Raw genomic sequence first — 23,089 nt, 5'->3', positions numbered from 1 at the left:
CCGGTCAGCGGCGTGCGGCGAACTCCGCCACCATCGCCTCGGCGCTGCGCACCGCGGCGCGGCAGGCTCTGGTGGTGAATGGGTCGTTGAGCGGATGATCCGCACGCCGGCGCCAGCGTTGCGCCGCGGCGAAAGCGGCCCGCGGACCGTCGTGCCGGTGCTGCGGATCCAACCCCAACCGGGCGGCGGGACTGGTGCCTGAGCCGCCAATGATGCGCCGCAGCGAGACGAGTTCTTCGTCATTCAATGTCGTTGCTTGCGAAGGCAACAGGCTCAGCACACGCAGTTCCTCAAAGGCGTGTGTGTCGGCCAGCAGTGGATCGATATCGGCGATCACGTACGGCGTCGCCATGACCGGGTGCGCCTGCACGAACCGGCGCAGCGAGACCAGCGCCGTATGTGCCTTGAGCATGTCTGAGCGCTGCGCGAACTGCTGATCGATCACCTCCCGCAGGGCCACCAGCCCACTGCGTTCGAGCAGTTCGGCGGCCAGCCCAGCCGAATCCGCGATCCCCGCCGCCAGGCCGGCGATCGAGATACGAATTCCGAACATGCCAAACCGCTCCAACAGCTGCGCGCGGGTGCCCGCGTCCACCGGCAACGGACTATCCGGCCGGACAAAGCGATCCACGCTGAGCAGTGCCTTGTTGAGTTCGGTGCTGTCGGCGCCGGCCAGCTTCTTCAGCGCCGCGAATTCACTCTGGCGCAGCGTGCGTGCGGTGAGCGCGAGCAGTCCGGATACCGGCACCACGGCCTGACAGATGCCCGTCTGACTCAGCTCGGCGGTGAATCGCTTCGCCACGTCTTGGGCCGAGGACATGGCATCGATCCGGCCCGCACCGATCTCATCGGCCCGTGAGGCGACCCCAATGATGCCCAGCGCTTCCGCCGAGTCCCCCACCAAGCCGCCAATCTGTTTGAGCAGCGCGATATCCGCGGCGTTGAGGGTTCGCAGCAGGAAGACCACGGCATCCACCCTGGGCACCCCGTCCGCGGGCACCAACAGCCGCAACGTGCGTTCGGAGGTATCCCGGTTCAGCGACGACGTTCCGGGGGGTGTCGATGATCGTGGTATTGACGAGTTCTTCTGCTGGCCATTCGACGTCCAAATCCGCGATCTCGGCCGGGTTGAGCCGGCGCAGATCGAAGCTGAGACCATCCCGGTGGGTGATGGGCACGTTGACGCGGCGCCCGCCACGGTGGTTGGCCGTCACCCTGGGAGTCGGGCCGTGCCGGAACCCGGTGACGATACGGGTGGCCTCGGTGGCGTCCGTCGGCGCGATATCGTCGCCGACCAACGCGTTGACGAGCGTGGATTTGCCCGCCTTGAGGGTGCCGGCCAGCGCGATGCGGATCGGTTCGCTCAGCCGGGCACCAATGCGGTCGAGTTCGTAGAAGACGTCCGCGCGCTGGCGGTAGGCCGGCTCACCACGGTAGGCCTGAATGGTTCCGCCCAGAATTGCGCGGACCCGATCGCTGGTGCTCACGCTCGTCCTAGGTTCGCCCGGGGGCTCAATTTCAGCAGGTTGTCGGTGACCTGGCCGAGGATGTTGCGCTGTCGCTCGAGTTCGCGAACCCTGTTGTCGCGCTCGGCTTCTTCCAAGTGCGAGGCGGTGACCGTGGCCTGCAGCGATTCGTTCAACGACCGAGTGATCTCGTTCGCGATTTCGCGGTAGTGGTCACGCAGGGTCCGCTGGATCATCTTGAGACGGTCGCGCGATTCCTTGCCAACCACGAACGAGACATCGTCGACGAAGCGCCGCACGTTGGTCTTGGCCTCAGCACGCGCGCGCAGCAGCCGATTTTCACGGTCTTCCTTGTAGGCCATCCGGCCGAGTATCAACCCGGCCCCCACTGACACGGGATTGAACAGACCCAGCCCAGCCACCGAGGACAACATGCCGATCATCACGACGCCGCCGTAGGAACCCCGCAAGCCGGTCACCACTTTCTGGGCCTTGCCGGCCGGCTTGGCTTCCAGTTGGGCGGGGGCCTTGAGCTGACCGAACTCGGCCCCCATGGCCCGCTTGCTCAGTTCCGGGGACAGCACCGAGTCCAGACCGGCGTCGGCGAAAGACCTGGCAACGTCGTCGGCCAATGCCTCGCCGCGCTGATATGCCCAGACGAAGTTGTCGCCGACGGCGGTGGCGATCGCGTTCTCCACATCGGTGCCGATCTCCGCCCAGTGCAGGGTCGGATCGCAGGAATCTATCTGACGCTCAGCGTCTTCGGTAACGGCACGGAACCGGGCCCGCAGATCATGATCCACATCGGTACTCAGGTCGGTGAATCCGTCGTTGAGCACCTGCTGCCACAGTGCGGTCTGCTGCAAGGCATCGTTGGCTTCGCGCTTGCGGCGCTCCAGGTCGCCCGCCAACCTGTCCCGCAGTGCGGGATCGTTGATGACCGCCAGCTCGGAGTCCACGGAGATCGTTAATTGCTCGGCAGCCGAACGTATTTCGCGCAGCACCTCATCGCGCACCCGGTCGGTTTCACGGGAGAGCACCTTTTCGCTGAGGAATTTGACGATCGCCGGGAAGTTGGATTCCTCGTTGAGTTCCTTGTCGTTGAGCGTGACCGCATGACTGCGCAATAGCGACGAGACGGGAATGATCGGCATTGGCACCCGAGCGCGCTGCAGGTGCGCGGCATTGGTGTTGACGATCTCGCGCCAGTGCGGATAGAGGTCGGTCTTGGTCGCAACCACCACCCCGGCCGGACAGAGCTGATGCGCCTTTCGCAGAAACCACATCTCCGGTTCGGTGAATTCTTGGCTGGCGTCACTGACCATCAACATGGCGTCAGCGTCTGGCAACAGCCCCAGAGTCGCAGACAGATGGGGCTGCCCGTGGCCGCCGACGCCAGGGGTATCGATGAAAGCCAACCCGCCTTGCAGCAGCGGGCTGGGTGCGCCGATCTCGACCCGCAGGACTTCGCGGCCACCCGCCTGCGGCGCCCGGCGCAAGTCGGTGTTGATGTCGTCGACTGGGACGTCGATCGAGGTGGTTTCGCCATTGGGCCCGGCGGCCACGATGATCCGGGTCGAGGGCTGCGGGCTGTAGCTGACCACCGTGACCACCACGGTGGCCTCGTCATCTCCCACTCGCGCCACGGGCAGGTTGAGCAGAGCGTTGAGCAGTTGGCTCTTGCCCTGTTTGAGCTGCCCAGCGATCACCACACGGATCTGTGGATCGGTGATCCGCTGGCGAGCACGGCGCAAACGCCCCACCAGGTCATTGCGCTCGTTGAGTTCTGCGATCGCGATGGTGTGGTCGATGAGTTCGACAATCACGCCGACCCGACGCGGGTCATCGGGTTGGGTCACCGCATTGCCCCACTTTCTCGGTCGCTGTGTATTTCAGATCACGGTATGCGCATAAACCGGCGGGGACCACGAAGGTCCCCGCCGGTTTCGCGATTACGGCTCAGAACCCGTGCGGGTCAACCGGACCGTGTGACGGCGGATCGACATGCACCGGCGGTGTGTGGGTCACCGGAGGCTCGTGACCGAACACCGAGGGGCTCGGCGGCTCGTGATGCGCCGGCTGTTCGGCCGGCACGTGCGGTTGCGGTGTCACCACCGGTGCGTGCTCAACCGGCGGAGTGTGCGCCGGCGTCGGCGTCGCGACGTGCGGCGCGGGCGCATTGATCACCGGCGGGTTCGCGCCACCGTGACCGGCACCGGCGCCCGGGCTCTGGATGACGGGACCGTTGCCCGACGGTGGGCTCACCTGACCGCCGGCCCCGGCTCCGGCACCCCCGCCGCCCTGGATGACGGGCCCTTGACCGGTAGGGATGGTCGGCCCGTGCTCTACCGGCGGGATCCCGCCGCTGACGCCGCCGTTGCCCCCGAGGGTGGTGCCTTCCTGGCCAAGGATGTCTCCATGGCCCACCGATCCACCCGCGGTGCTCCCGCCACCGAGGCCGGCCTGGCCGCCAGCGGTGCTCCCGCCACCGAGGCCTACCTGGCCGCCAGCGTGTGTGCCACCGCCAACTCCGGCGCCCATTCCGGCTCCCGGGCTACCCGCCGTGCCACCCAGCTCCGTTCCCGCGCCGCCCGCCGCGCTGCCACCCAGCCCGGCCTGGCCGCCAATGTGGGTACCGCCACCAAATCCGCCAGCCGCCTCGGCGCCTGCACCGCCCGCGACGCTGCCGCCCAGCCCGGCGGCCATTCCGCCGCCCGCACCGGAATGGGCCCCTATGCCCGTACCACCGGCTGCGCCCAGGGCGGCGGGCTGCGGATTGGGATGCCCGCCCAAGGTGGTGCTGTCACCACTCAGGATGCTGCCCCGGCTGCCAGCCCCGAGGCCCAAGCCCGCACCGCCGGCTGCGCCGGCCTGATCGCCAACTCCCACACCGCCCAACGGGCCTGAAACATGTGGGGTGGCAGCACCATTGAGCGCGGCGCCTTCGCTGGCAATCAATCCGGCTTGACCGGTGGCTCCCAGCGATGCGTTGCCACCGATGCCGGTCAGGCCGCTGATGTTGCCCACGCCGGCAAGCCCGCCACCGACCGCGGCACCCGCTTGCCCACCCAGCGCCGCCTGGCCACCAATACCCAGACCGGCCTGGCTAGCGATACCTGCCGAACCACCGGCAGCAAGACCTGCCTGACTGGCGATACCGGCCTGACTGGCGATACCGGCCTGGCTAGCGATGCCCGCTTGACCAGCAAGACCTGCCTGACTGGCAATGCCCGCCTGACCGGCAAGACCGGCTTGACCAGCAAGACCTGCCTGACTGGCGATGCCCGCCTGACCAGCAAGACCCGCCTGACCAGCAAGACCCGCCTGACCAGCAAGACCCGCCTGACCAGCAAGACCGGCCTGACCAGCAATGCCGCCACCTGCCTGGCCAGCGATGCCGCCGCCCGCTTGGCCCGCGATGCCACCGCCTACCTGGCCACCGGCGCCAACCTGGCCATTGCCAACGACGCGGCTTCCAAAGCCCGCACCTGCGCCAACCGCACCGCCGGCGCTACCGCCAACAGCGGCGCCAGCCTGACCACCCACGCCAGCCCCACCACCGAAGCCACCGCCGATCGCACCACCAGCACTACCGCCGACCGCACCACCGGCCTGGCCACCAACACCGGCACCAACACCGGCACCAACACCGACGCCAGCCTGACCACCCACGCCAGCCCCACCACCGAAGCCACCGCCAATCGCACCACCAGCACTACCGCCAGCCTGACCACCCACGCCAGCCCCACCACCGAAGCCACCGCCGATCGCACCACCAGCACTGCCGCCGACCGCACCACCAGCCTGGCCACCAACACCGGCACCAACACCGACGCCAGCCTGAGCGCCCAGCTGCGCGTCAAACCCAGCCTGGCTCACAAACCCACCCCCCAAACCAAGCCCAGCCTGACCACCCACGCCAGCTCCACCACCGAAACCACCGCCGATCGCACCGCCAGCGCTACCGCCGACCGCACCACCGGCCTGGCCACCAACACCGACGCCAGCCTGACCACCCAGCTGCCCGTCAAACCCAGCCTGGCTCACAAACCCACCCCCCAAACCAAGCCCAGCCTGACCACCCACGCCAGCTCCACCACCGAAACCACCGCCGATCGCACCGCCAGCGCTACCGCCGACCGCACCACCGGCCTGGCCACCAACACCGACGCCAGCCTGACCACCCAGCTGCCCGTCAAACCCAGCCTGGCTCACAAACCCACCCCCCAAACCAAGCCCGGCCTGACCGCCGAGCGCGCCACCAACATCAAGACCAGCATTGCCGCCGATCCCGGCGCCAACCGTGGCGCCGGCCTGAGCGCCCAGCTGCGCGTCAAACCCAGCCTGGCTCACAAATCCACCGCCCAGACCAAACTCACCAGCGCCGCCGAACCCGCCGCCGAGACCAAGCCCAGCCTGACCACCCAACCCGCCGCCGAGTCCAAGTCCGAGCCCACCACCGACAGCGGTCTGACCGCCAAGGCCCACTCCCAGACCCGTTTGCGCGCCGATCCCAAGGCCCAAACCGGCGCCAGCCTGACCGGCAAATCCCCCTCAAAACCGGCTCCGATGCCCAGGCCGGTTTGTGCGCCCAGGCCGGTCTGGGCGCCGAACCCGAGCCCGAGACCGGCACTGGCTTGCGCACCGAACCCGGCCTGAATACCGGCCCCGAAGCCCAGGCCGACCTGGCTGGCAAGCCCAACCTGGCCGCCGAAGTCTCCGGTTGCCTGCGTGTAAGCAAGGCCCGGAACAACTCCGCCGACACCGGTCTGCCACCCGAGGCCACTCTGGCTCCACAACCCAGCTCCCAGACCGCTTGTCAGCCCGCTGGCCAGGCCTGCCCCAATGTCGGCCGCAACGACATTCGCCACCGAGGCACCGATGTCTGCACCGGCAAAGCCCGCATCAGCCGCAGCGACTCCCGCGTCACTCACGACCGCGGCAGCGTCTTGAGCAACGACAGCACCCGCATCTTGAGCAACGTAGCTCGACGCGGCGCCCACCTCCGAGGCCGGCGCAAGCCCGTATTGGTCCGCCACCGCTTGCTGCAATCCCCCAATCGGGTCCCCAGCACCAAGGTTAAGAAATGGCAGCGCATTGGCCGCGGCCGACGAGATCTCCACCGGAGACACGTTGACCAGTCCGGCGTTGGTCATGGCCTGCCCGGGAGATGCGATGAACGACCGTGCCGCGTCTTCGCTGCGAAACAGGCTCAGGATGTAGTCGACAAGCGAGGTCATCTTCATTGTCCCTTCAATCGAATGTGTGAAGTTGTTCGCCGAAACGACCGGCGCTCTGCCATAAACGCTATGGATTTGGCCCTTCCTCGAAATCGGGGCCAGATCCCCCAGCCCAACGAGTACCCACCGGGATCGACCGGGCCACCCCATTAGGGGATTAGGGGAAATTGAGCACCCCCAATGCGCATGCGGGAACCGCCCCCAAAAAAAACCAGCATTTCTGCACGTCACATACCAATGACGGGCCGCAAGAGGCGGCTAGCTAGATCACTAGCGAACGGAGTTCACCCGTGGATGCCGAAGCCGTGGTGATCGGGCTCGGTGACATGCAGGTGATCGACTGGGTGATCCCAGATAGCCGGATCAGCCGCCGGCAGGACGCCGTGGTCAAAGGTCGGGTCGGGCGTCTCAGCACCCGTGAACAGCACTGATGGCTGATGGGGTTCGAACGCTACGGGATGCGGATCGGCGGTTACTTCACCGGAGGCGACGGGTGTTGGTTCGTTGATCACGCCGCCCGACGGTTGGTGCTGTGGGACGACCGCCCCGGCAACATGCGGCGAGAACGAGTCCAGCGCGGCCGCCGCCGCACCGCTCGCCCAAACGTTGCCGTGATCGGCAGGTTGTGCCCCGGCAATCGCCCCGCTCGGGCCGGCCATGGACAGTGAATCCGACACCATCGGGATCAGATTGTTGACGTCGGCGCTGGTCACGTCCGTAAGGTGGGCATCGGCGATAGCCTGCGCGGGGTTGGCCGCATACCGTGCGGCCGCCGCGGGGTCACGCACCAGCGCGATGACGAAATCGAGCAACGAGTTAGCCATCTCGCGCCTCCAAATCGCACATTTTCCGCGTCGGGGACGATGCTATCCGGTGATGCCACCAATGTGTTCGGTGTCCAACCCGCGTATCCCGCGACCCCATTAGGGGGTGGCGCGTTAGGGGATTTTGGGGTTCCGGGGCAAGAAACAGTATGGCCAGAAATCCGCTGTCACCCGCAAGTGATGCCCGGGGAGAGCGAGATGGGGTGTCCGAGGGCCACGCTTCGCGCGACGACACGTCGGCGCCCCCTAACTCGGCCGCGGTTCCCGCTCCCGCACGCGGGCTGATCGATGAACTCGCAAGCGGCGGCGCGACCCCGGTGAAGGCGTTGATCGGCGGCGGCATCGGGACCGGCAAGACAACCGTGCTGGGCACCGTCCGCGACGCCCTGCGCCGCACCGGGGTTACCGTCCGTACCCATCCCACCAAGGACTGCGAACCCTCCGAGGCGGCGCTCGTGGTCGACGACGCCCACCTACTCACCGAGGACGAACTACTGCGCCTGGCCGAGTGGGCCGCAGATCCCCAGGCCACCGTGGTGGTGGGCACACAGCTTTATCCGCAACACCCCACGCTGCGTGCGCTCGCGACGACCATAGAACGCGAACGACCTCAGATATCGCTGGGTCCGTTGCCGGTCGCCGACCAACTTCGGGATAGCACCGCGGGTATGCCGTTCTTGGTCGAGGCGGTATCCCGCGAGACCGACTCCCCGGTACCGGCGGCCAGGTTTGCCCTCATCGAGCGGTTGCGCCGACTCGACGAACCCACCCTGGATGCGCTGCTCATCATGTCGTTGACCCAGGAATCGGGAACCACTGACGTGGCCGCCGCGCTTGGCGTGTCCACCTCGGAAGCGCGTCAGCTCGTCGATCGTGTGCACGCCAGCGGACTGGTCGAGCCGTCACATCCGCCCGCCTTCCTGCGGCTGGTACATGAGGCGGTCGTACACATCGTCGGCAACACACACCACCATGAGGTCGAGACCTCCCTGCTGCGATCACAACTCGACATCTCGCCGATGTCGCAAGATCTCGCGCTGCGGCTGCCCGAGCACGGGCTGCACGGTGAGCGATTGGCGACCGCCCTCGCCGGATACGCCTCGGCCGCGCGCGGTGAACCCGCGCAGACGGCGCGGCTCTACCGGGCGGCCGTCAGTGCCGGCGCAACAGAACTGAAATCCCAATTGGCCGATGCGCTGGCCCGCACCGGCGACTGTGCGGGCGCGGCGGCGTTGGCCGACGAGCTGCTTGGCTCCGCGGATTCCGCGCAACGCGCCGCGGCGGTGCGGATCGCGGCCAGCGTGGCGACCCATGAGGGCAACGCGGGTCAAGCGGCCGAGCTGTTCGGGTGGTTGGGGCCCCTACCCGGATGCGGTCGTTGGTTCGTCAGCGGCGATCGTGCTCGCTGCGGTGGGTGATCTGGAGACCGCCCGCGCCGCGCTAGACGTGAAGGACACCGGCCCGCCGACCATGGCGGCGCGGGCCGCGCGCGGTCTTGCCGACGGACTGCTGCTGACCATGGATCAGCCATATCCGGTGGCCATGGCGAAGCTGGGGCAGGCCATCGCGGCGGACCAACCGATCACCGAGGCAATCCCCGACAGCCCGGCCGCGCTGGTGACGTTGGCCGCGATTCATGGCGGTGATCCGGTCCGCGCACGCAGCGTGATCGGGCGTGCGGTGCGCTCCGGAACCGACCAGGTGTTCCATCAGCGCCACCTGCGGCTATCCGGCTGGATCAAGATGCAAGAGGGGCAACTCCCGTCGGCCAGTGCTGATGTCACCGCGGCTTGCTCCGGTGCACCAATGCATCGACGCGACGCACTGTGGGCCGCGGCACTTGAAACCGCGATCGCACGCCGCAGTGGTGATGCCGGTGCACTGCAAAAGCATTGGAATGCGGCCATGGAGGTGCTCGGCGAGTATTCCCTCGACCTGTTCGCATTGCTGCCGTTGGGCGAATTGTGGGTAGCGGCCGCCCGTAATCGCCAGGTGGACCAGCTTCAACACACTTTGGATCAGGCCTTTTCGCTGCTGAATTCACTTGGCAACCCGGTCTTGTGGTCAAACTCACTTCATTGGGCCGGGGTGCATGCGGGAATCCTGGCCAACTCGCCAGGTGCTGTTGCACCACACGGACAGGCGCTTGGCGCGGCCGCTGCCGAGAACGCTCTGGCGCATGCCCTGTCGGTCGCCGGACGGACGTGGCTGCGAGTGCTGGCCGACCAGGTGGATGTCGAGGAGGTCACCGTCGCCGCCCGGTCATTGTCGGGCGTGGGACTGACGTCTGACGCGACCAGGCTGGCCGGTCAAGCCGCCCTGCAGACGCCCGATGCCCGGGTCTCTGGAGCCATGTTGCAACTGGCTCGAGACCTGAAGCTGGCCAGCGGCTTTGACGATCTCACCGATGCGGAACCGGTCGCCGATGCGGCGCCCGCACCCCGCCAGCCACCGGCCGGATCCCCTCTATCCGATCGCGAACGTGAAGTCGCCGAGCTACTGCTGTTGGGCATGCCTTACCGCGACATCGGCGCCCAGCTGTTCATCTCCGCGAAGACGGTTGAACACCACGTCGCGCGGATCCGTCGTCGCCTCGGCGCGGGCTCTCGCTCGGAGATGTTGTCGATGCTGCGGGCGATGTTGACGGCACCGGGCTGAGACAAAAATGTCCTAAAGCGAGCGAGCCTAGGTTAGGACAGCCTTTCTCGCGGCGAATTAAGCAAAGATGTCAGTATGAGCAGGTTGAGCTGCCAGTAAGCACACTGAAATGCATTGGAGAGTACTTCGGTGACCACGCAGATGCTCATCAGACTGACAGTTGGAATGGGCATGACCGCGGTCGTGGTCGTGCTCGCACTGCGTCGGGTCTGGTGGCTGTACAAGCTGATCATGTCTGGGCAACCAGCCTCGGGACGTACCGATGACATCGGCGCCCGGATCTGGACGCAGATCGCCGAGGTGTTCGGTCAGCGGCGGCTTCTGAGATGGTCGATCCCCGGCATCGCGCACTTCTTCACCATGTGGGGCTTCTTCATCCTGCTCACGGTCTACATCGAGGCCTACGGGTTCCTGTTCGTGGAGAACTTCTCCATCCCGGTGATCGGCCACTGGGACGCGCTGGGCTTCCTGCAGGACTTCTTCGCCACCGCGGTGTTCCTGGGCATCGCTACCTTCGCCATCATCCGGATCAAGCGGAACCCGCGCGAGATCGGTAGGGCGTCGCGCTTCTATGGCTCGCACAACAGCGGTGCGTGGCTCGTTCTGTTCATGATCTTCAACGTCATCTGGACTTACGTCTTGGTCCGGGGCTCAGCGGTCAACAACGAAACGCTTCCTTACGGCAAGGGCGCATTCCTGTCCCAGCTGTTCGCGGCGATCCTGCGCCCGCTTGGTCAGCCCGCCAACGAGATCATCGAAACCACGGCGCTGTTGGCGCACATCGCGGTCATGCTCGCGTTCTTGATCATCGTGCTGCACTCCAAGCACCTGCACATCTTCTTGGCTCCGATCAACGTCACCTTCAAGCGCCTGCCCGACGGGCTGGGTCCGCTGCTGCCGGTGGAAGCCGGCGGCGAGCCGGTCGACTTCGAGAACCCGCCCGACGACGCCATTTTCGGCCGCGGCAAGATCGAGGACTTCACCTGGAAGGGCATGCTCGACTTCGCGACCTGCACCGAGTGCGGGCGCTGCCAGTCACAGTGTCCGGCCTGGAATACCGGCAAGCCGTTGTCGCCCAAGCTGGTCATCATGGACCTGCGCGACCACTGGATGGCCAAGGCGCCCTACATCCTGGGTGAGAAGACCGCGGATCCGCTCGAGGGTCTTGACCTCGAGACCGCCGCCGAAGAAGGCCACCACGTGCCCGAATCCGGCTTCGGCCGGGTGCCCGGAGACGGTCCCGAGCAGGCCGCGCGCCCGCTGGTCGGTACCGCCGAACAGGGTGGTGTCATCGATCCCGACGTGTTGTGGTCCTGCGTGAGCTGCGGCGCCTGCGTCGAACAATGCCCGGTGGACATCGAGCACATCGATCACATCGTCGATATGCGCCGCTACCAGGTGATGATGGAGTCGGAGTTCCCCTCCGAGCTGTCGGTGCTGTTCAAGAACCTGGAGAACAAGGGCAATCCGTGGGGCCAGAACGCTTCGGACCGGACCAACTGGATCGACGAAGTCGACTTCGATGTCCCGGTCTACGGCGAGGACGTGGATAGCTTCGACGGCTACGAGTACCTGTTCTGGGTGGGTTGCGCCGGCGCCTACGACGACAAGGCCAAGAAGACCACCAAGGCCGTCGCCGAGCTGCTCGCCACCGCGGGTGTGAAGTTCATGGTGCTGGGCGCCGGGGAGACCTGCAACGGTGACTCCGCCCGCCGGTCCGGCAACGAGTTCCTGTTCCAGCAGCTGGCCCAGCAAGCCATCGAGACCCTCGACGGCGTCTTCGAGGGCGTGGAGACCGTCGACCGCAAGGTCGTCGTCACCTGCCCGCACTGCTTCAACACCCTGGGCAAGGAATACCGGCAGCTGGGCAGCAACTACAGCGTGCTGCACCACACCCAGCTGCTCAACCGGCTGATCCGCGACAAGAAGTTGGTCCCGGTCACCCCGGTTTCCCGAGATGTCACCTATCACGACCCGTGCTACCTGGGTCGGCACAACAAGGTCTACGAGGCGCCGCGTGAGCTGATCGGCGCCGCCGGGGCCAACCTTGCCGAGATGCCACGCCACGCCGAGCGCAGCTTCTGCTGTGGCGCCGGCGGGGCCCGCATGTGGATGGAAGAACACATCGGCAAGCGGATCAACCACGAACGCGTCGACGAGGCGCTGGCCACCAACGCTTCCACCATCGCCACCGCGTGCCCGTTCTGCCGGGTGATGGTGACCGACGGTGTCAACGACCGGCAGGAAGAAGCGGGCCGTTCCGGTGTCGAGGTACTCGACGTGGCCCAGGTGCTGCTCGGCTCGCTCGACCGCGAAAAGGCAACGCTGCCGGAGAAAGGCACGGCCGCAAAGGAAGCCGAAAAGCGGGCGAAAGCTGCGCCTAAGGCCGCCGCCCCGGCCGCGCCCGCCCCGGCACCCGCGAAGGCTGCTGAGGCCCCGGCCGCCGCCACAGCGGCCAGCCCGGCCGCACCGGCCAAGGGGCTGGGCATGGCTGGTGGCGCGAAACGACCGGGCGCCAAGAAGGCGGCTCCGGCGCCAGCAGCCGAAACCGCGGCAGCGGAGGCCCCGGCCGCACCGGCCAAGGGCCTTGGTATGGCCGCGGGCGCCAAGAAACCCGGCGCCAAGAAGGCGGCCGCGCCCACCGGCGAAACCAAGCCGGCCGAGGCGGCCGCACCCGCCGCACCGGTCAAGGGGTTGGGTATGGCCTCGGGCGCGAAGCGACCTGGGGCCAAGAAGGCAGCGCCACCAGCTGCTGCGGCACCGGAAGCGGCCGCGACGGCACCGGCTCCCGAGGCCGCGGCCGCGCCCGCGGAACCTGCCGCACCCGCCGCCCCGGTCAAAGGGCTGGGAATCGCCACCGGCGCCAAGCGTCCGGGGGCGAAGAAGGCACCCGCGCGGGCGGAAGCGCCCTCCGCGGCGGCCCCCGCCCAGCCGGAGCCCGAGGCAACGCCGGAACCCGAGCCGGCCAGCAAGCAGGATGGGGAACCGACTCCACCTGCGGCGCCGGCCGCCCCGGTCAAGGGTCTGGGCATGGCACGGGGTGCGCGTCCGCCGGGCAAGCGCTGACCGTGGCTTGACACCTGTCAGCAAATATCAGTGGACAGCGATGAGACCATGGTTGACGTGACCACTCACCAGCTGCCCTGGCACGCCTCCAGCCACCAGCGCCAGCGTTCCTTCGCGCAGTCGTCCAAGCTTCAGGACGTCCTGTACGAAATCCGCGGTCCGGTGCACCAGCAGGCCGCGCGGCTGGAGACCGAAGGGCATCGGATCCTCAAGCTCAATATCGGCAACCCCGCGCCGTTTGGCTTCGAGGCGCCGGACGTGATCATGCGCGACATGATCCAGGCGCTGCCCTATGCGCAGGGGTACTCCGACTCGCAAGGGATCCTGCCGGCCCGACGTGCCGTGGTCACCCGCTACGAGCTCGTCGACGGCTTTCCCCGATTCGACGTCGACGATGTCTACCTGGGCAACGGTGTCTCCGAGCTGATCACCATGACGCTGCAGGCCTTGCTCGACAACGGCGATCAGGTGCTGATTCCCGCACCCGACTATCCCCTGTGGACGGCGTCGACCTCGTTGGCCGGCGGCACTCCGGTGCATTACCTATGCGACGAGACGCAGGACTGGCAGCCCGACATCGCCGATCTGGAGTCCAAGATCACCGAGCGCACCAAGGCGCTGGTGATCATCAACCCCAACAACCCCACCGGCGCGGTCTACAGCCACGAAATCCTCACCCAGATGGTGGAGCTGGCCCGCAAACATGAACTGTTGCTGCTCGCCGACGAGATCTACGACAAGATCCTCTACGACGACGCCAAGCACATCAGCGTCGCCACGCTCGCCCCGGACATGCTGTGCCTGACCTTCAATGGCCTGTCCAAGGCCTACCGCGTTGCCGGATACCGGGCGGGTTGGCTGGCGATCACCGGCCCCAAGGAGCACGCCAGCAGCTTCATCGAGGGAATCAGCCTGCTGGCCAACATGCGCTTGTGCCCGAACGTCCCGGCCCAGCATGCGATCCAGGTCGCCCTGGGCGGCCACCAAAGCATCGATGATCTGGTGCTCCCCGGCGGTCGTCTGCTCGAACAGCGTGACGTCGCCTGGTCCAAGCTCAACGAAATTCCCGGGGTGTCCTGCGTCAAGCCCAAGGGTGCGCTGTATGCGTTTCCCCGGCTGGACCCGGAGGTCTACGACATCGCCGACGACGAACAACTCGTGCTCGATCTCCTGCTGTCCGAGAAGATCCTGGTCACCCAAGGGACCGGGTTCAATTGGCCGGAGCCGGATCACCTGCGCCTGGTGACCTTGCCGTGGTCGCGTGATCTGGCAGCGGCCATCGAGCGCCTGGGCAACTTCCTAGTCAGCTACCGGCAGTAGCACCGAATCCGGAGTTGCGGGCGCCCCGCTCGTTGTCGATTCGGCGCATCCGCCGGTGCCGATCCCGTTTGCACCACCGTGGCGCATTGCCGGCTATACGACGATGCCGGCCGCGCCGTTCGGGCCGGGCTTACCCCCGGGTCCGGGGTTACCGCCTTTGCCACCGACGCCGGGGACGGGACTGCCCGCGGGCGCGTGGGCATTACCGCCAACCCCGCCGGTGCCGCCGGTGCCGCCGGTTGCCGTACCGTCGCCCCCGCGACCGCCATTGCCGGCACTAGCGGTTCCGGTTCCCGTGGTCGAGGCATAACCGCCGGCGCCGCCGTTTCCGCCGTTGGAACCGTTGGCTGTGCCACCGTCACCACCGTTCCCGCCGATGCCGCCGGTGGCCGTGGCAGTCGAGGCGCCATTAAGGGTGTATGCGGCACCGCCGGCACCGCCGGTCCCCCCGACGCCGGTGGTGCCGGCGGTGCCGGCCGCGCCAGCGCTACCGGTGGCATCTCCGGTTCCGTAGCTGTACGCGGCACCGCCTTGGCCGCCGTCACCCCCGACGGCGCCGGTACCGCCGGCGCCTGGGGCGCCGCCGATGGCCTCTCCGCTTCCGTTGTTGATCCCAACACCTCCGACGCCGCCGGTCCCGCCGCGGCCGGTGCCGCCGCTGCCGCCATCACCACCGGCTCCGCCGGTGGCGGCGAGCACTGAGGCGCTGCTGTCGATTTCCGTGAATCCACCGGCACCGCCGGCCCCGCCATCGGTGGCGCCATCGCCGCCGTGACCGCCGGCACCGCCCTGCGGGACAACCGTGGAGGCGCCGTTGTTGATGTCCGCGCCGCCACCCGAACCGCCGATCCCACCGACTCCGGTGCTGCCGGTGCCACCATCACCGCCGACGCCGGCGATGATATTTCCGGTCCCGAAGGTGAAGGCAAAACCGCCCGACCCCCCGTTTCCGCCGTCGGTACCGTCGCCACCGGCACCGCCGCTGCCGCTGGTAGCAGTGGCGGTCGAGGCGCTGTTGAGGACGCTTGCGGCGGCGCCGGACCCGCCGGACCCGCCGGCTCCGGTAGTGCCGTCGGTGCCGGCCGCTCCGTCGGCTCCGGTGGCGTTTCCGGTTCCGTAGTTGTACGCCGCACCGCCCGAGCCGCCGTTGCCGCCGACGACACCGGTGCCGCCCTTCCCAGCGGCGCCACCGAAGGCGTCGCCGGCTCCGTAGTTGATCGCGGTGCCGCCGGGACCGCCACCCCCACCGTGGCCGGTACCGCCGTTGCCGCCGTCCCCGCCAGTGCCGCCGGTGGCGGTGGCCCTGGAGCCAGCGCCATCGATAGTGGTCCTGCCGCCATCCCCACCGGCGCCGCCGTCCGTGGCGCCGTCCCCACCGTGGCCACCGGCGCCGCCGACGAAGGAAACCGTAGAAGCGTCGTTATTGACTTCCACGTTCCCGCCGTCACCGCCGGAACCGCCGTTGCCGGTGCTGCCTGTGCCGCCATCGCCGCGGGTGCCGCCGGTGACGTTTCCAGTCCCCCTAGTCGACGCAGCACCGCCCACACCGGCGTTGCCGCCATCGTTCCCGTCGCCACCGGCACCCCCGGCACCGCCCGTGGCAGTAGCGGCCGAGGCGCCATTGAGGATCTGCGCGGCGCCGCCCCCACCCCCGGCACCGCCAGTGCCCCCGGTACCCCTGCTACCGGCGCCGCCATCGCCACCCGCGCCACCGGTGGCGTTTGCGGTTCCGTAGCTAGTTGCGTTGCCGCCGCCGCCACCGGCCCCGCCGTTGGTGCCGACGCCGCCATCGCCGCCCCGACCGCCGCTGCTTCCCATCGCACCGCTGTCGCCGCCGGTGCCGCCATTGCCGCCGTTCCCGCCGCCGGGTGCGGAGTTACCACCGGCCCCGCCAGCACCGCCGTTGCCGTAGAAGCCGCCCGCGCCACCATGTCCGCCGTCGCCACCGTTGCCGATGGCGGGGCCGGCAGGGCCATCGGCGGCATAGCCGGTCCCGCCGGCACCGCCATTTCCTCCGTTGCCGGCGATGATGGTGCCGGCGGCACCGCTGGCACCGGCGACCGCACCCGCGCCACCGGCCGCCCCGCTGTTGCCGCCACCGCCGACCGCGCCGGGGTCACCACCGGTGCCGCCCATGCCCCCGGAGGTGGCCGCGTCGGGGCCGACCCCACCGGTACCACCGTTGCCGGGCGCCCCCGGGTTTCCGCCGGCGCCACCGGCCCCGCCGTTGCCGTTCGCGCCGGCCGCGCCAAACAAGGCCGACCCATGCCCGCCGGCCCCGCCCGCGCCCCCGTTACCGCCAGCGCCCCCGCCACCGCTGTCGCCGCCGTCGCCACCGGTGGCCGCAAGCACTCCGGCGGCGGTGGCGTCCCAGCCTGCGCCGCCAACACCGCCCGCCGAAGTCGAGGTCCCCGCGGTACCGGCGGCGCCCACGGCGCCGTCCGCGCCGGCCCCACCCATGCCCCCTGCCCCGCCGTTGCCGAACAGCACCGCGTTGCCACCGGTTCCGCCGACTCCACCGCTCACACCTGCGCCGCCGACTCCACCGGCCCCGCCGTTGCCCAACAACCAGCCGCCGCTGCCGCCCATCCCGCCGGCCCCGCCGCCGGCCCCACCCATACCCCCAGCACCCCCGGTGCCGATCAGGCCGGCCGCTCCCCCGGCCCCGCCGGCCTGGCCAGCCGCGCCGGATCCGCCGTTGCCACCGTTGCCCCACAAGAGCCCCCCGGCACCACCGGCGGCTCCGGTTCCCGCCAGTCCATCGGTGCCATTGCCGATCAACGGACGCCCCAACAACGCGTTGGTGGGCGCGTTGATCACCGCCAGCACCTCCTGCTCCGCGGCCTGCAACGGCGAAGCATTGGCCGCTTCGGCGGCCGCGTAGGCGCCGCCCGCTCCGGTCAAGGCCCGCAGAAACTGGTCGTGAAACGCCGCCGCCTGGGCACTGATCGCCTGGTAAGCCTGGCCATGGCCGGAAAACAACGCCGCAATCGCGACCGACACCTCATCATCGGCAGCGGCCATCACCCCGGTCGTCGCCCCCACGGCCGCGGTGTTGGCCGCGCCGACCGATGAGCCGATGCCAGCCACATCGGCGGCCGCCGATGCCAGCATGTCCGGTATTGCCACCACATACGACATCGCAAGTCTCCCAACCGATTAGCCATCGACTACTGGTGAATCGCGCTCAGAATCAGCAGAGGGTAACCCCGGCGAACTCAGAGCTTTGACCACACAGGTTTTTTTGCGAAATGACACAGCAAACTCGCAGCAGAAACCTCGCGGCGCAGGTCAGTACCGAGGACACGACCGGCTTGAATCCGCCCCCGAGACGGCCCTCGCATTGCGCGGCCGGGGCGGCGCGATCACGAGGAATCTTGTGCGTGCCGCATTAATACTTTGCGAATTTGCCCAATTGGCTGCGCCCAGCAGCAACGATGGGTCTAGTCCCGTCGATTGATGGTTAGCAGCGATCGCCGGGACGGCGTTGAACGGTGAGTTATGGGTCGCTACCTGTTGGTGAGGTGGTCGAAATGTCATTTGTGATCACGGCGCCGGAGGCGCTTACTGCGGCAGCTACGGATTTAGCCAGCCTCGGGTCAACGATCGGCGCGGCGAACGCGGCAGCGGTGGCCCCTACCACCGCGGTGCTGGCCGCGGGCGCCGACGAGGTGTCGGCGGCGGTTGCGGCGCTGTTCGACGCGCAGGGCCAGGCCTATCAGTTGCTCAGCGCGCGGGCGGCGGCGTTTCACGAGCAGTTTCTGCAGGCCTTGAGCGGGGGTGGGGCTTCGTATGCGGCCGCCGAGGCTGCGGCCGTATCGCCGCTGCTCGACGCGATCAACGCTCCCGTGCTGGCGGCTACCGGGCGCCCGCTGATCGGTAACGGCGCCAACGGCGCCCCGGGGACGGGGGCCGACGGCGGGGCCGCCGGGTGGTTGATCGGCAACGGCGGAGCCGGCGGTGCCGGCGGCACCGCATCGAGCCTCGTCGGCGCCATACCCGGCGGAAACGGCGGGTATGGCGGGGACGGCGGACTGCTATTCGGCCGCGGCGGCGCGGGCGGCGCGGGCGGTTTCGGCAACAACACCACCGGCGGCATCGGCGGGCTCGGCGGAGCCGGCGGACTGTTCGGCGCTGGAGGCGATGGCGGAGTCGGCGGGTTCGGCACCTTTGCTGGCAATGGCGGCGACGGCGGCACCGGCCTGTTCGCCGCCGGCGGGGACGGCGGGGCCGCCCTTGGACTTTTCGGCGCTGGCGGGGCAGGTGGCACTGGCGGAGAGGGCGGCCTGTTCGGCGGGGCCGGCGGAATGGGCGGCAGCGCCGGCATGCTCTTCGGCAATGGCGGGGACGGCGGCGCCGGCGCCGCGGCGACCATCGGCAACGCGGCTGGGAACGGCGGCGCCGGCGGCAACGCCGGCATGCTCATCGGTGCCGGTGGCGCGGGCGGCAACGGCGGATTCGGCTTCAGCGCCTCCGACGGCGGAGCCGGCGGGGCCGGCGGGGCCGGCGGGGACAGCGTGGGCGGTGCCGACGGTGGGGACGGCGGCAACGGTGGCAAGGCCGGACTGGTCGGTCAGGGCGGTGACGGCGGCGCCGGCAGAAACAACAACTCGGGATTCGGCACCGGCGGCTCCGGCGGTAAAGGCGGTGACGCCGTGCTGATCGGCAACGGCGGCAACGCCGGTTCCGGCGGGGTGGGCCCGGGTATCGCCGGCGCCGCCGGCATCGGCGGACTACTCATCGGCGAGGACGGAATGGAGGGGCTGACGCCCTAACCACCCGCATTCAGCGGCAGCAAAATCTAGCCACGAGTGGTCGCGTTACGCGCTTGAATAATGTTCGCGAAAGACCACTACGTGGTGCCGCTGCCAGCATACGATGCGCTTCTATCCAGTCGTTGGTGACCGGGCGGTCCTCCCGCTGTGCCACGCACTGGCCTGAAATGGGAGGGATCACATGGCGTTTCTGTTCGTGGCACCGGAGACATTGACGGCGGCAGCGGCGGACATCGCCGGGATCGGGTCGACGCTGGGCGAGGCCGGCGCGGCCGCGGCCACCCCGACCACCGCGGTACTGGCGGCCGGCGCTGACGATGTGTCGGCGGCCGTTGCGCCGTTGTTCAGCTCCTACGGACAGGCCTATCAGTCGCTCAGCGCCCAGGCCGCCCAGTTTCATTCCCAGTTTGTGCAGGCAATGCAGGCCGGCGCCGGCTCGTACGCGACAGCTGAAGCAAGCAACGTCGCGCAGACCGCGCTGGACCTCATCAACCAGCCCGTCCTGACGCTGACCGGGCGCCCACTGATCGGCAACGGCGCCAACGGGGCGGCAGGCACCGGCGCCAACGGAGGCGCCGCCGGCTGGTTACTCGGCGACGGCGGGGCGGGCGGGTCCGGAGGCTTGGAGCAGCAGGGCGGCACCGGCGGCGCGGCCGGACTGTTCAGGTAACGGCGGTGCCGGCGGGGCGTCAACGGTGGGCACCGGTGCGGCCGGCGGCGCGGGTGGGGCCGGCGGGCTCTTGTGGGGCCAGGGCGGCATCGGCGGTACCGGTGGATCCGGAATCGACGGCGGGGCCGGCGGCGCCGGGGGTGCCGGCGGCGCACTATTCGGCATCGGCGGCGCCGGGGGCCAGGGCGGCATCGCCAGCACCGGATTGACCGGGGGTGGCGCCGGCGGAGACGGTGGCGCCGGCGGCCTCTTCGGCAACGGCGGGATCGGCGGTACCGGCGGTCTGGCCAGCGTCGGGCCTGGCGGGGTCGGCGGCAACGGCGGCGCGGCCGGCACCCTGCTCGGCAACGGCGGTGGTGGCGGCGTCGGCGGGTTCGGCGCTACCCAGGGCGGCGACGGCGGCGACGGCGGCATCTTCGGGGGTACCGGCGGCGCCGGCGGCGCGGGCGGACAGAGCACCAACGCCCTCGCAGACTCCGTGGGCGGTAACGGAGGCCAAGGCGGCGACGGCCGGCTCTTCGGCAACGGCGGTGCCGGCGGCGTCGGCGGGGCCGCATACACCAGCAACATCCTCATGAACGCCACCGGCGGCAATGGCGGCCAGGGCGGTACCGGCGGCACGCTATTCGGTAACGGTGGTGGCGGCGGCACCGGCGGAGCCGGCTTCGTCGGCCCCAGTTCCGCCGGTGACGGCGGCAACGGCGGTGGCGGTGGTAGGGCCGGGCTGATCGGAAACGGTGGGGCCGGCGGCGCGGGCGGGGCGCCCGGCCCGAACGGCGGCTTCTCCGGCGGAAACGGCGGAAACGGCGGCGATGCCGTGCTGATCGGAAATGGCGGAAACAGCGGCGACGTCGGGCTATCGGGCGCCGGCACCCCGGGCCTTCCGGGCAACGGCGGGCTGTTGATCGGCACGATCGGGAATACCTGATAGTACGAGCCGTCGGGCACCGGATTGGCGCTGAAATCAGTTCCTTTCCAACAACTCCAGCAAGTAGCTGCCGTACCCGGACTTGACCAGGCTGCGTGCGCGCCGCATCAGTTGTTCGTCGTCAATCCAGCCCAACCGCCATGCCACTTCCTCGGGAACACTCACCTTGAGTCCCTGCCGCCGCTCCAGCGTCCGGACGAAATCGGCGGCGTCTAGCAGCGAGTCGAACGTGCCGGTGTCCAGCCAGGCCGTTCCGCGGGCCAGCATCTCGACGTTGAGCCGGCCGTGGTTCAGATAGGCCTGGTTCACCTCGGTGATCTCATACTCGCCGCGCGCGGATTTCTTCAAGCTCCGCGCGATCTCGATCACGTCGTTGTCGTAGAAATACAAGCCTGGCACCGCATAGTGCGACTTCGGGGTGGCCGGTTTCTCCTCCAGGGAGAGCGCGGTCCCGTCGGCGCTGAACTCGACAACACCGTAGGCAGTTGGGTTTGCCACCCAGTACGCGAAAATCGTTCCGCCACTGATGTCTTGAAATCGGCGCAGGCTGGTGCCCAAACCCGGGCCATAAAAGATGTTGTCCCCCAACACCAATGCCACCGAGTCGGTGCCGATGTGGTCGGCGCCGATGACGAATGCCTGGGCCAGACCATCGGGCTGATCCTGGGTTGCATAGGTGATGTTCACGCCGAAATGCGTTCCGTCGCCGAGTAGGCGGTGAAACCCGGCAGCGTCATGGGGGGTGGTGATCAGCTGGATGTCGCGGATGCCGGCCATCATCAGGGTGGTCAGCGGGTAGTAGATCATTGGCTTGTCATAGACCGGCAACAGCTGCTTGCTGATACCCATGGTGATCGGGTACAGGCGGGTGCCCGAACCGCCGGCCAAGATGATCCCGCGCATGAGTGGCTCCTAGTTGCCTTTCGTCGAACTCAATCGACCAGGTCAGCCTCGGTGAGTTCGGTGGCCGCCAGCGCCGACGCCAAGTCGTCATGGCGGAAAACCGAGGTGACGTGATCGCGGACCACCCGGAATGCCGAGGCGGCGTTCGCGACGCTGTCGGGGTCGTCGCGGCCGATGATCCGTTGCTCGACCACCACAACACCGTCGTGCACGTACATGCGGCCCATCTCGGCGGTCGTCTGCAGCGAGCTGGCCCAGCGCCGCAGCGCCTCGTGGCCCTGGGCTGCTCCGTGCGCGTCGCCGATGTCGATATCGTCGCTGGACAGGGCCACCAGGATGTCAATGTCAGCGGCGTTGAGTGCGTCGCTCCAGGCCAGCACGGTGGCAATCTCCGATGTGGTCATGGCCTGCAAATTACCGTGTTCGCCTAGTCCGCACGCTAAAGAGGCGTGCGCTCCAGCCATTTCTGCCATACGGCCTGGTCGCCGAACACCTCGATCCCGGTGTCGGGCACCGAGACCCGCCGCGTCATCGCCAGCAGAAGCTCCGCGGCGCCGCCGCGCACGGCCACGGTGCCTTTGCCGTGCTCAGGCGACCAGGTGATGTGGCCGTCCTCGACGGCGGCGGTCCATTCCCCGATGTCACCGAGACCGGGATCGGTGGCGTGCAGATGCACGGTGTCGCCGTCCTCGATCGGCAGCGGCGCGCCGTCGCGCCCCGCCTGGACCGCAATGCGTTCCAGAAACTCGCTGATGCCGTCGGCCGCGATCTCGGGTTCCAGGACGAATTGCTGCCCGAGCGCGATGGCGGCGTCAGCCCGATGCACCACCACCTCGTGCAGCCGGCGCCTAACCCACCAGTGCGCCGGGCGCGGCCCAAGAAATGTCCACACCGGCGTTTCCGCGCCCGCCTGCTCGACGGCGTCGACCATCAGCTGCGCGCCGTCTTGCAGCCAGGCGATCGCGTCGTCCACAGCTGCCGGCGGCTTTCCGCCTGCCACATTGCGGGGATCCAGAAAACTGTCCAGCCGGTCGCGCACGATCTGGGCCGCCCACCGGTCGCCGCGTCCGACATGACGGAACAGCTGCCCGAGGTTCCATCCCGGGCAGCTGGGCACTGGCATGGATTGGTCATTGTCGCCGATGAGTTCGCCGAAAGCACGGGTCTGGTCAAGGTATGCCGCCACCTGGTCCACCCCGGTAACGCTACTCGTGCCGGGTTGCCCGCAGCCCGAATTCG

At 68.6% G+C, this 23,089-nt stretch carries 11 protein-coding genes and 5 pseudogenes; 7 read left to right on the top strand and 9 right to left on the bottom strand.

All coding sequences use genetic code 11. The annotated features are described in order from the left end of the window. Positions 1-4: 4 nt before the first annotated feature. From iniC to CKW46_RS05380, 3 genes and pseudogenes are all read right to left on the bottom strand, one after another. Positions 5-1,487: pseudogene (iniC, locus tag CKW46_RS05390) on the bottom strand (isoniazid-induced dynamin-like GTPase IniC). Next, the gene (gene iniA, locus CKW46_RS05385; protein ID WP_482052932.1) at positions 1,484-3,325 is read right to left on the bottom strand and encodes an isoniazid-induced dynamin-like GTPase IniA; all 1,842 of its coding nucleotides are present in this window, start codon (positions 3,323-3,325) and stop codon (positions 1,484-1,486) included. Before iniA ends, iniC begins: the two are co-directional and overlap by 4 nt. Before the next feature lie 100 nt (positions 3,326-3,425). Continuing rightward, positions 3,426-3,893, bottom strand: coding sequence for a hypothetical protein (locus CKW46_RS05380; RefSeq protein WP_096371888.1), 468 nt, complete (start codon positions 3,891-3,893; stop codon positions 3,426-3,428). On the opposite strand from CKW46_RS05380, the gene CKW46_RS05375 reads away from it, so the two are divergent. Further along, positions 3,885-4,373: a hypothetical protein gene (locus CKW46_RS05375; protein WP_482053368.1), complete on the top strand. Its 489-nt coding sequence runs from the start codon at positions 3,885-3,887 to the stop codon at positions 4,371-4,373. The two genes, CKW46_RS05380 and CKW46_RS05375, sit on opposite strands and share 9 nt — an antisense overlap. Positions 4,374-4,376: 3 nt before the next feature. Further along, complete coding sequence (locus tag CKW46_RS05370) at positions 4,377-6,125, top strand: hypothetical protein (protein ID WP_499018885.1); 1,749 nt, start codon at positions 4,377-4,379, stop codon at positions 6,123-6,125. 410 nt (positions 6,126-6,535) lie between these two features. Here the strand turns inward: CKW46_RS05370 and CKW46_RS05365 are convergent. Beyond that, positions 6,536-6,706: pseudogene (locus CKW46_RS05365) on the bottom strand (IniB N-terminal domain-containing protein); the annotation flags it as partial. 284 nt (positions 6,707-6,990) lie between these two features. Then, the gene (locus tag CKW46_RS05360) at positions 6,991-7,530 is read right to left on the bottom strand and encodes an Rv0340 family IniB-related protein (RefSeq protein ID WP_117435809.1); all 540 of its coding nucleotides are present in this window, start codon (positions 7,528-7,530) and stop codon (positions 6,991-6,993) included. 203 nt (positions 7,531-7,733) lie between these two features. Here CKW46_RS05360 and iniR point away from each other — a divergent pair. The 3 genes and pseudogenes from iniR to CKW46_RS05345 all read left to right on the top strand — a co-directional run bounded on the left by iniR (position 7,734) and on the right by CKW46_RS05345 (position 14,574). After that, a pseudogene (gene iniR / locus CKW46_RS05355) lies at positions 7,734-10,188 on the top strand (isoniazid response ATPase/transcriptional regulator IniR). A 129-nt stretch (positions 10,189-10,317) separates the two neighbouring features. Next, positions 10,318-13,254 (top strand): (Fe-S)-binding protein, encoded by a 2,937-nt coding sequence (locus tag CKW46_RS05350; RefSeq protein ID WP_482052931.1) that lies wholly within the window; start codon positions 10,318-10,320, stop codon positions 13,252-13,254. A gap of 30 nt (positions 13,255-13,284) precedes the next feature. Further along, on the top strand, positions 13,285-14,574 hold the full coding sequence (locus tag CKW46_RS05345) for a pyridoxal phosphate-dependent aminotransferase (protein WP_011738880.1): 1,290 nt from the start codon (positions 13,285-13,287) through the stop codon (positions 14,572-14,574). A gap of 93 nt (positions 14,575-14,667) precedes the next feature. Here CKW46_RS05345 and CKW46_RS05340 read toward each other — a convergent pair whose 3' ends face one another. Further along, positions 14,668-17,715 (bottom strand): PE family protein, encoded by a 3,048-nt coding sequence (locus CKW46_RS05340; protein WP_482052930.1) that lies wholly within the window; start codon positions 17,713-17,715, stop codon positions 14,668-14,670. Positions 17,716-18,107: 392 nt separating this feature from the next. Between CKW46_RS05340 and CKW46_RS05335 the strand changes: the two are divergent. Both CKW46_RS05335 and CKW46_RS05330 read left to right on the top strand, forming a co-directional pair. Continuing rightward, positions 18,108-18,677: pseudogene (locus CKW46_RS05335) on the top strand (PE family protein); the annotation flags it as partial. An 853-nt stretch (positions 18,678-19,530) separates the two neighbouring features. Continuing rightward, positions 19,531-20,941: pseudogene (locus tag CKW46_RS05330) on the top strand (PE family protein); the annotation flags it as partial. A gap of 42 nt (positions 20,942-20,983) precedes the next feature. Here the strand turns inward: CKW46_RS05330 and rfbA are convergent. Genes rfbA through CKW46_RS05315 form a run of 3 tightly spaced genes read right to left on the bottom strand, consistent with a single transcriptional unit; the run spans position 20,984 to position 23,045 of the window. After that, entirely contained in the window at positions 20,984-21,850 is an 867-nt protein-coding gene (gene rfbA / locus CKW46_RS05325) for a glucose-1-phosphate thymidylyltransferase RfbA (RefSeq protein ID WP_011738875.1), read from the bottom strand. A gap of 29 nt (positions 21,851-21,879) precedes the next feature. Continuing rightward, positions 21,880-22,254 (bottom strand): nuclear transport factor 2 family protein, encoded by a 375-nt coding sequence (locus CKW46_RS05320; protein WP_117438136.1) that lies wholly within the window; start codon positions 22,252-22,254, stop codon positions 21,880-21,882. Between the two features lie 35 nt (positions 22,255-22,289). Then, positions 22,290-23,045 (bottom strand): maleylpyruvate isomerase family mycothiol-dependent enzyme, encoded by a 756-nt coding sequence (locus tag CKW46_RS05315; protein WP_117438135.1) that lies wholly within the window; start codon positions 23,043-23,045, stop codon positions 22,290-22,292. Positions 23,046-23,089 lie beyond the last annotated feature (44 nt).

The sequence above is a fragment of the Mycobacterium liflandii genome (assembly GCF_022354805.1).
Taxonomy (GTDB): Bacteria; Actinomycetota; Actinomycetes; order Mycobacteriales; family Mycobacteriaceae; genus Mycobacterium; species Mycobacterium marinum.
This window is presented reverse-complemented; position numbering and strand designations above follow the sequence as displayed.

Excerpts from the sequence above, each read along its gene's own strand:
- rfbA (WP_011738875.1), bottom strand. The coding sequence starts at position 21,850 with ATGCGCGGGATCATCTTGGCCGGCGGTTCGGGCACCCGCCTGTACCCG.
- CKW46_RS05370 (WP_499018885.1), top strand. The coding sequence starts at position 4,377 with ATGTGGGGTGGCAGCACCATTGAGCGCGGCGCCTTCGCTGGCAATCAA.
- CKW46_RS05320 (WP_117438136.1), bottom strand. The coding sequence starts at position 22,254 with ATGACCACATCGGAGATTGCCACCGTGCTGGCCTGGAGCGACGCACTC.
- CKW46_RS05375 (WP_482053368.1), top strand. The coding sequence starts at position 3,885 with ATGGCCCACCGATCCACCCGCGGTGCTCCCGCCACCGAGGCCGGCCTG.
- CKW46_RS05340 (WP_482052930.1), bottom strand. The coding sequence starts at position 17,715 with ATGTCGTATGTGGTGGCAATACCGGACATGCTGGCATCGGCGGCCGCC.
- CKW46_RS05360 (WP_117435809.1), bottom strand. The coding sequence starts at position 7,530 with ATGGCTAACTCGTTGCTCGATTTCGTCATCGCGCTGGTGCGTGACCCC.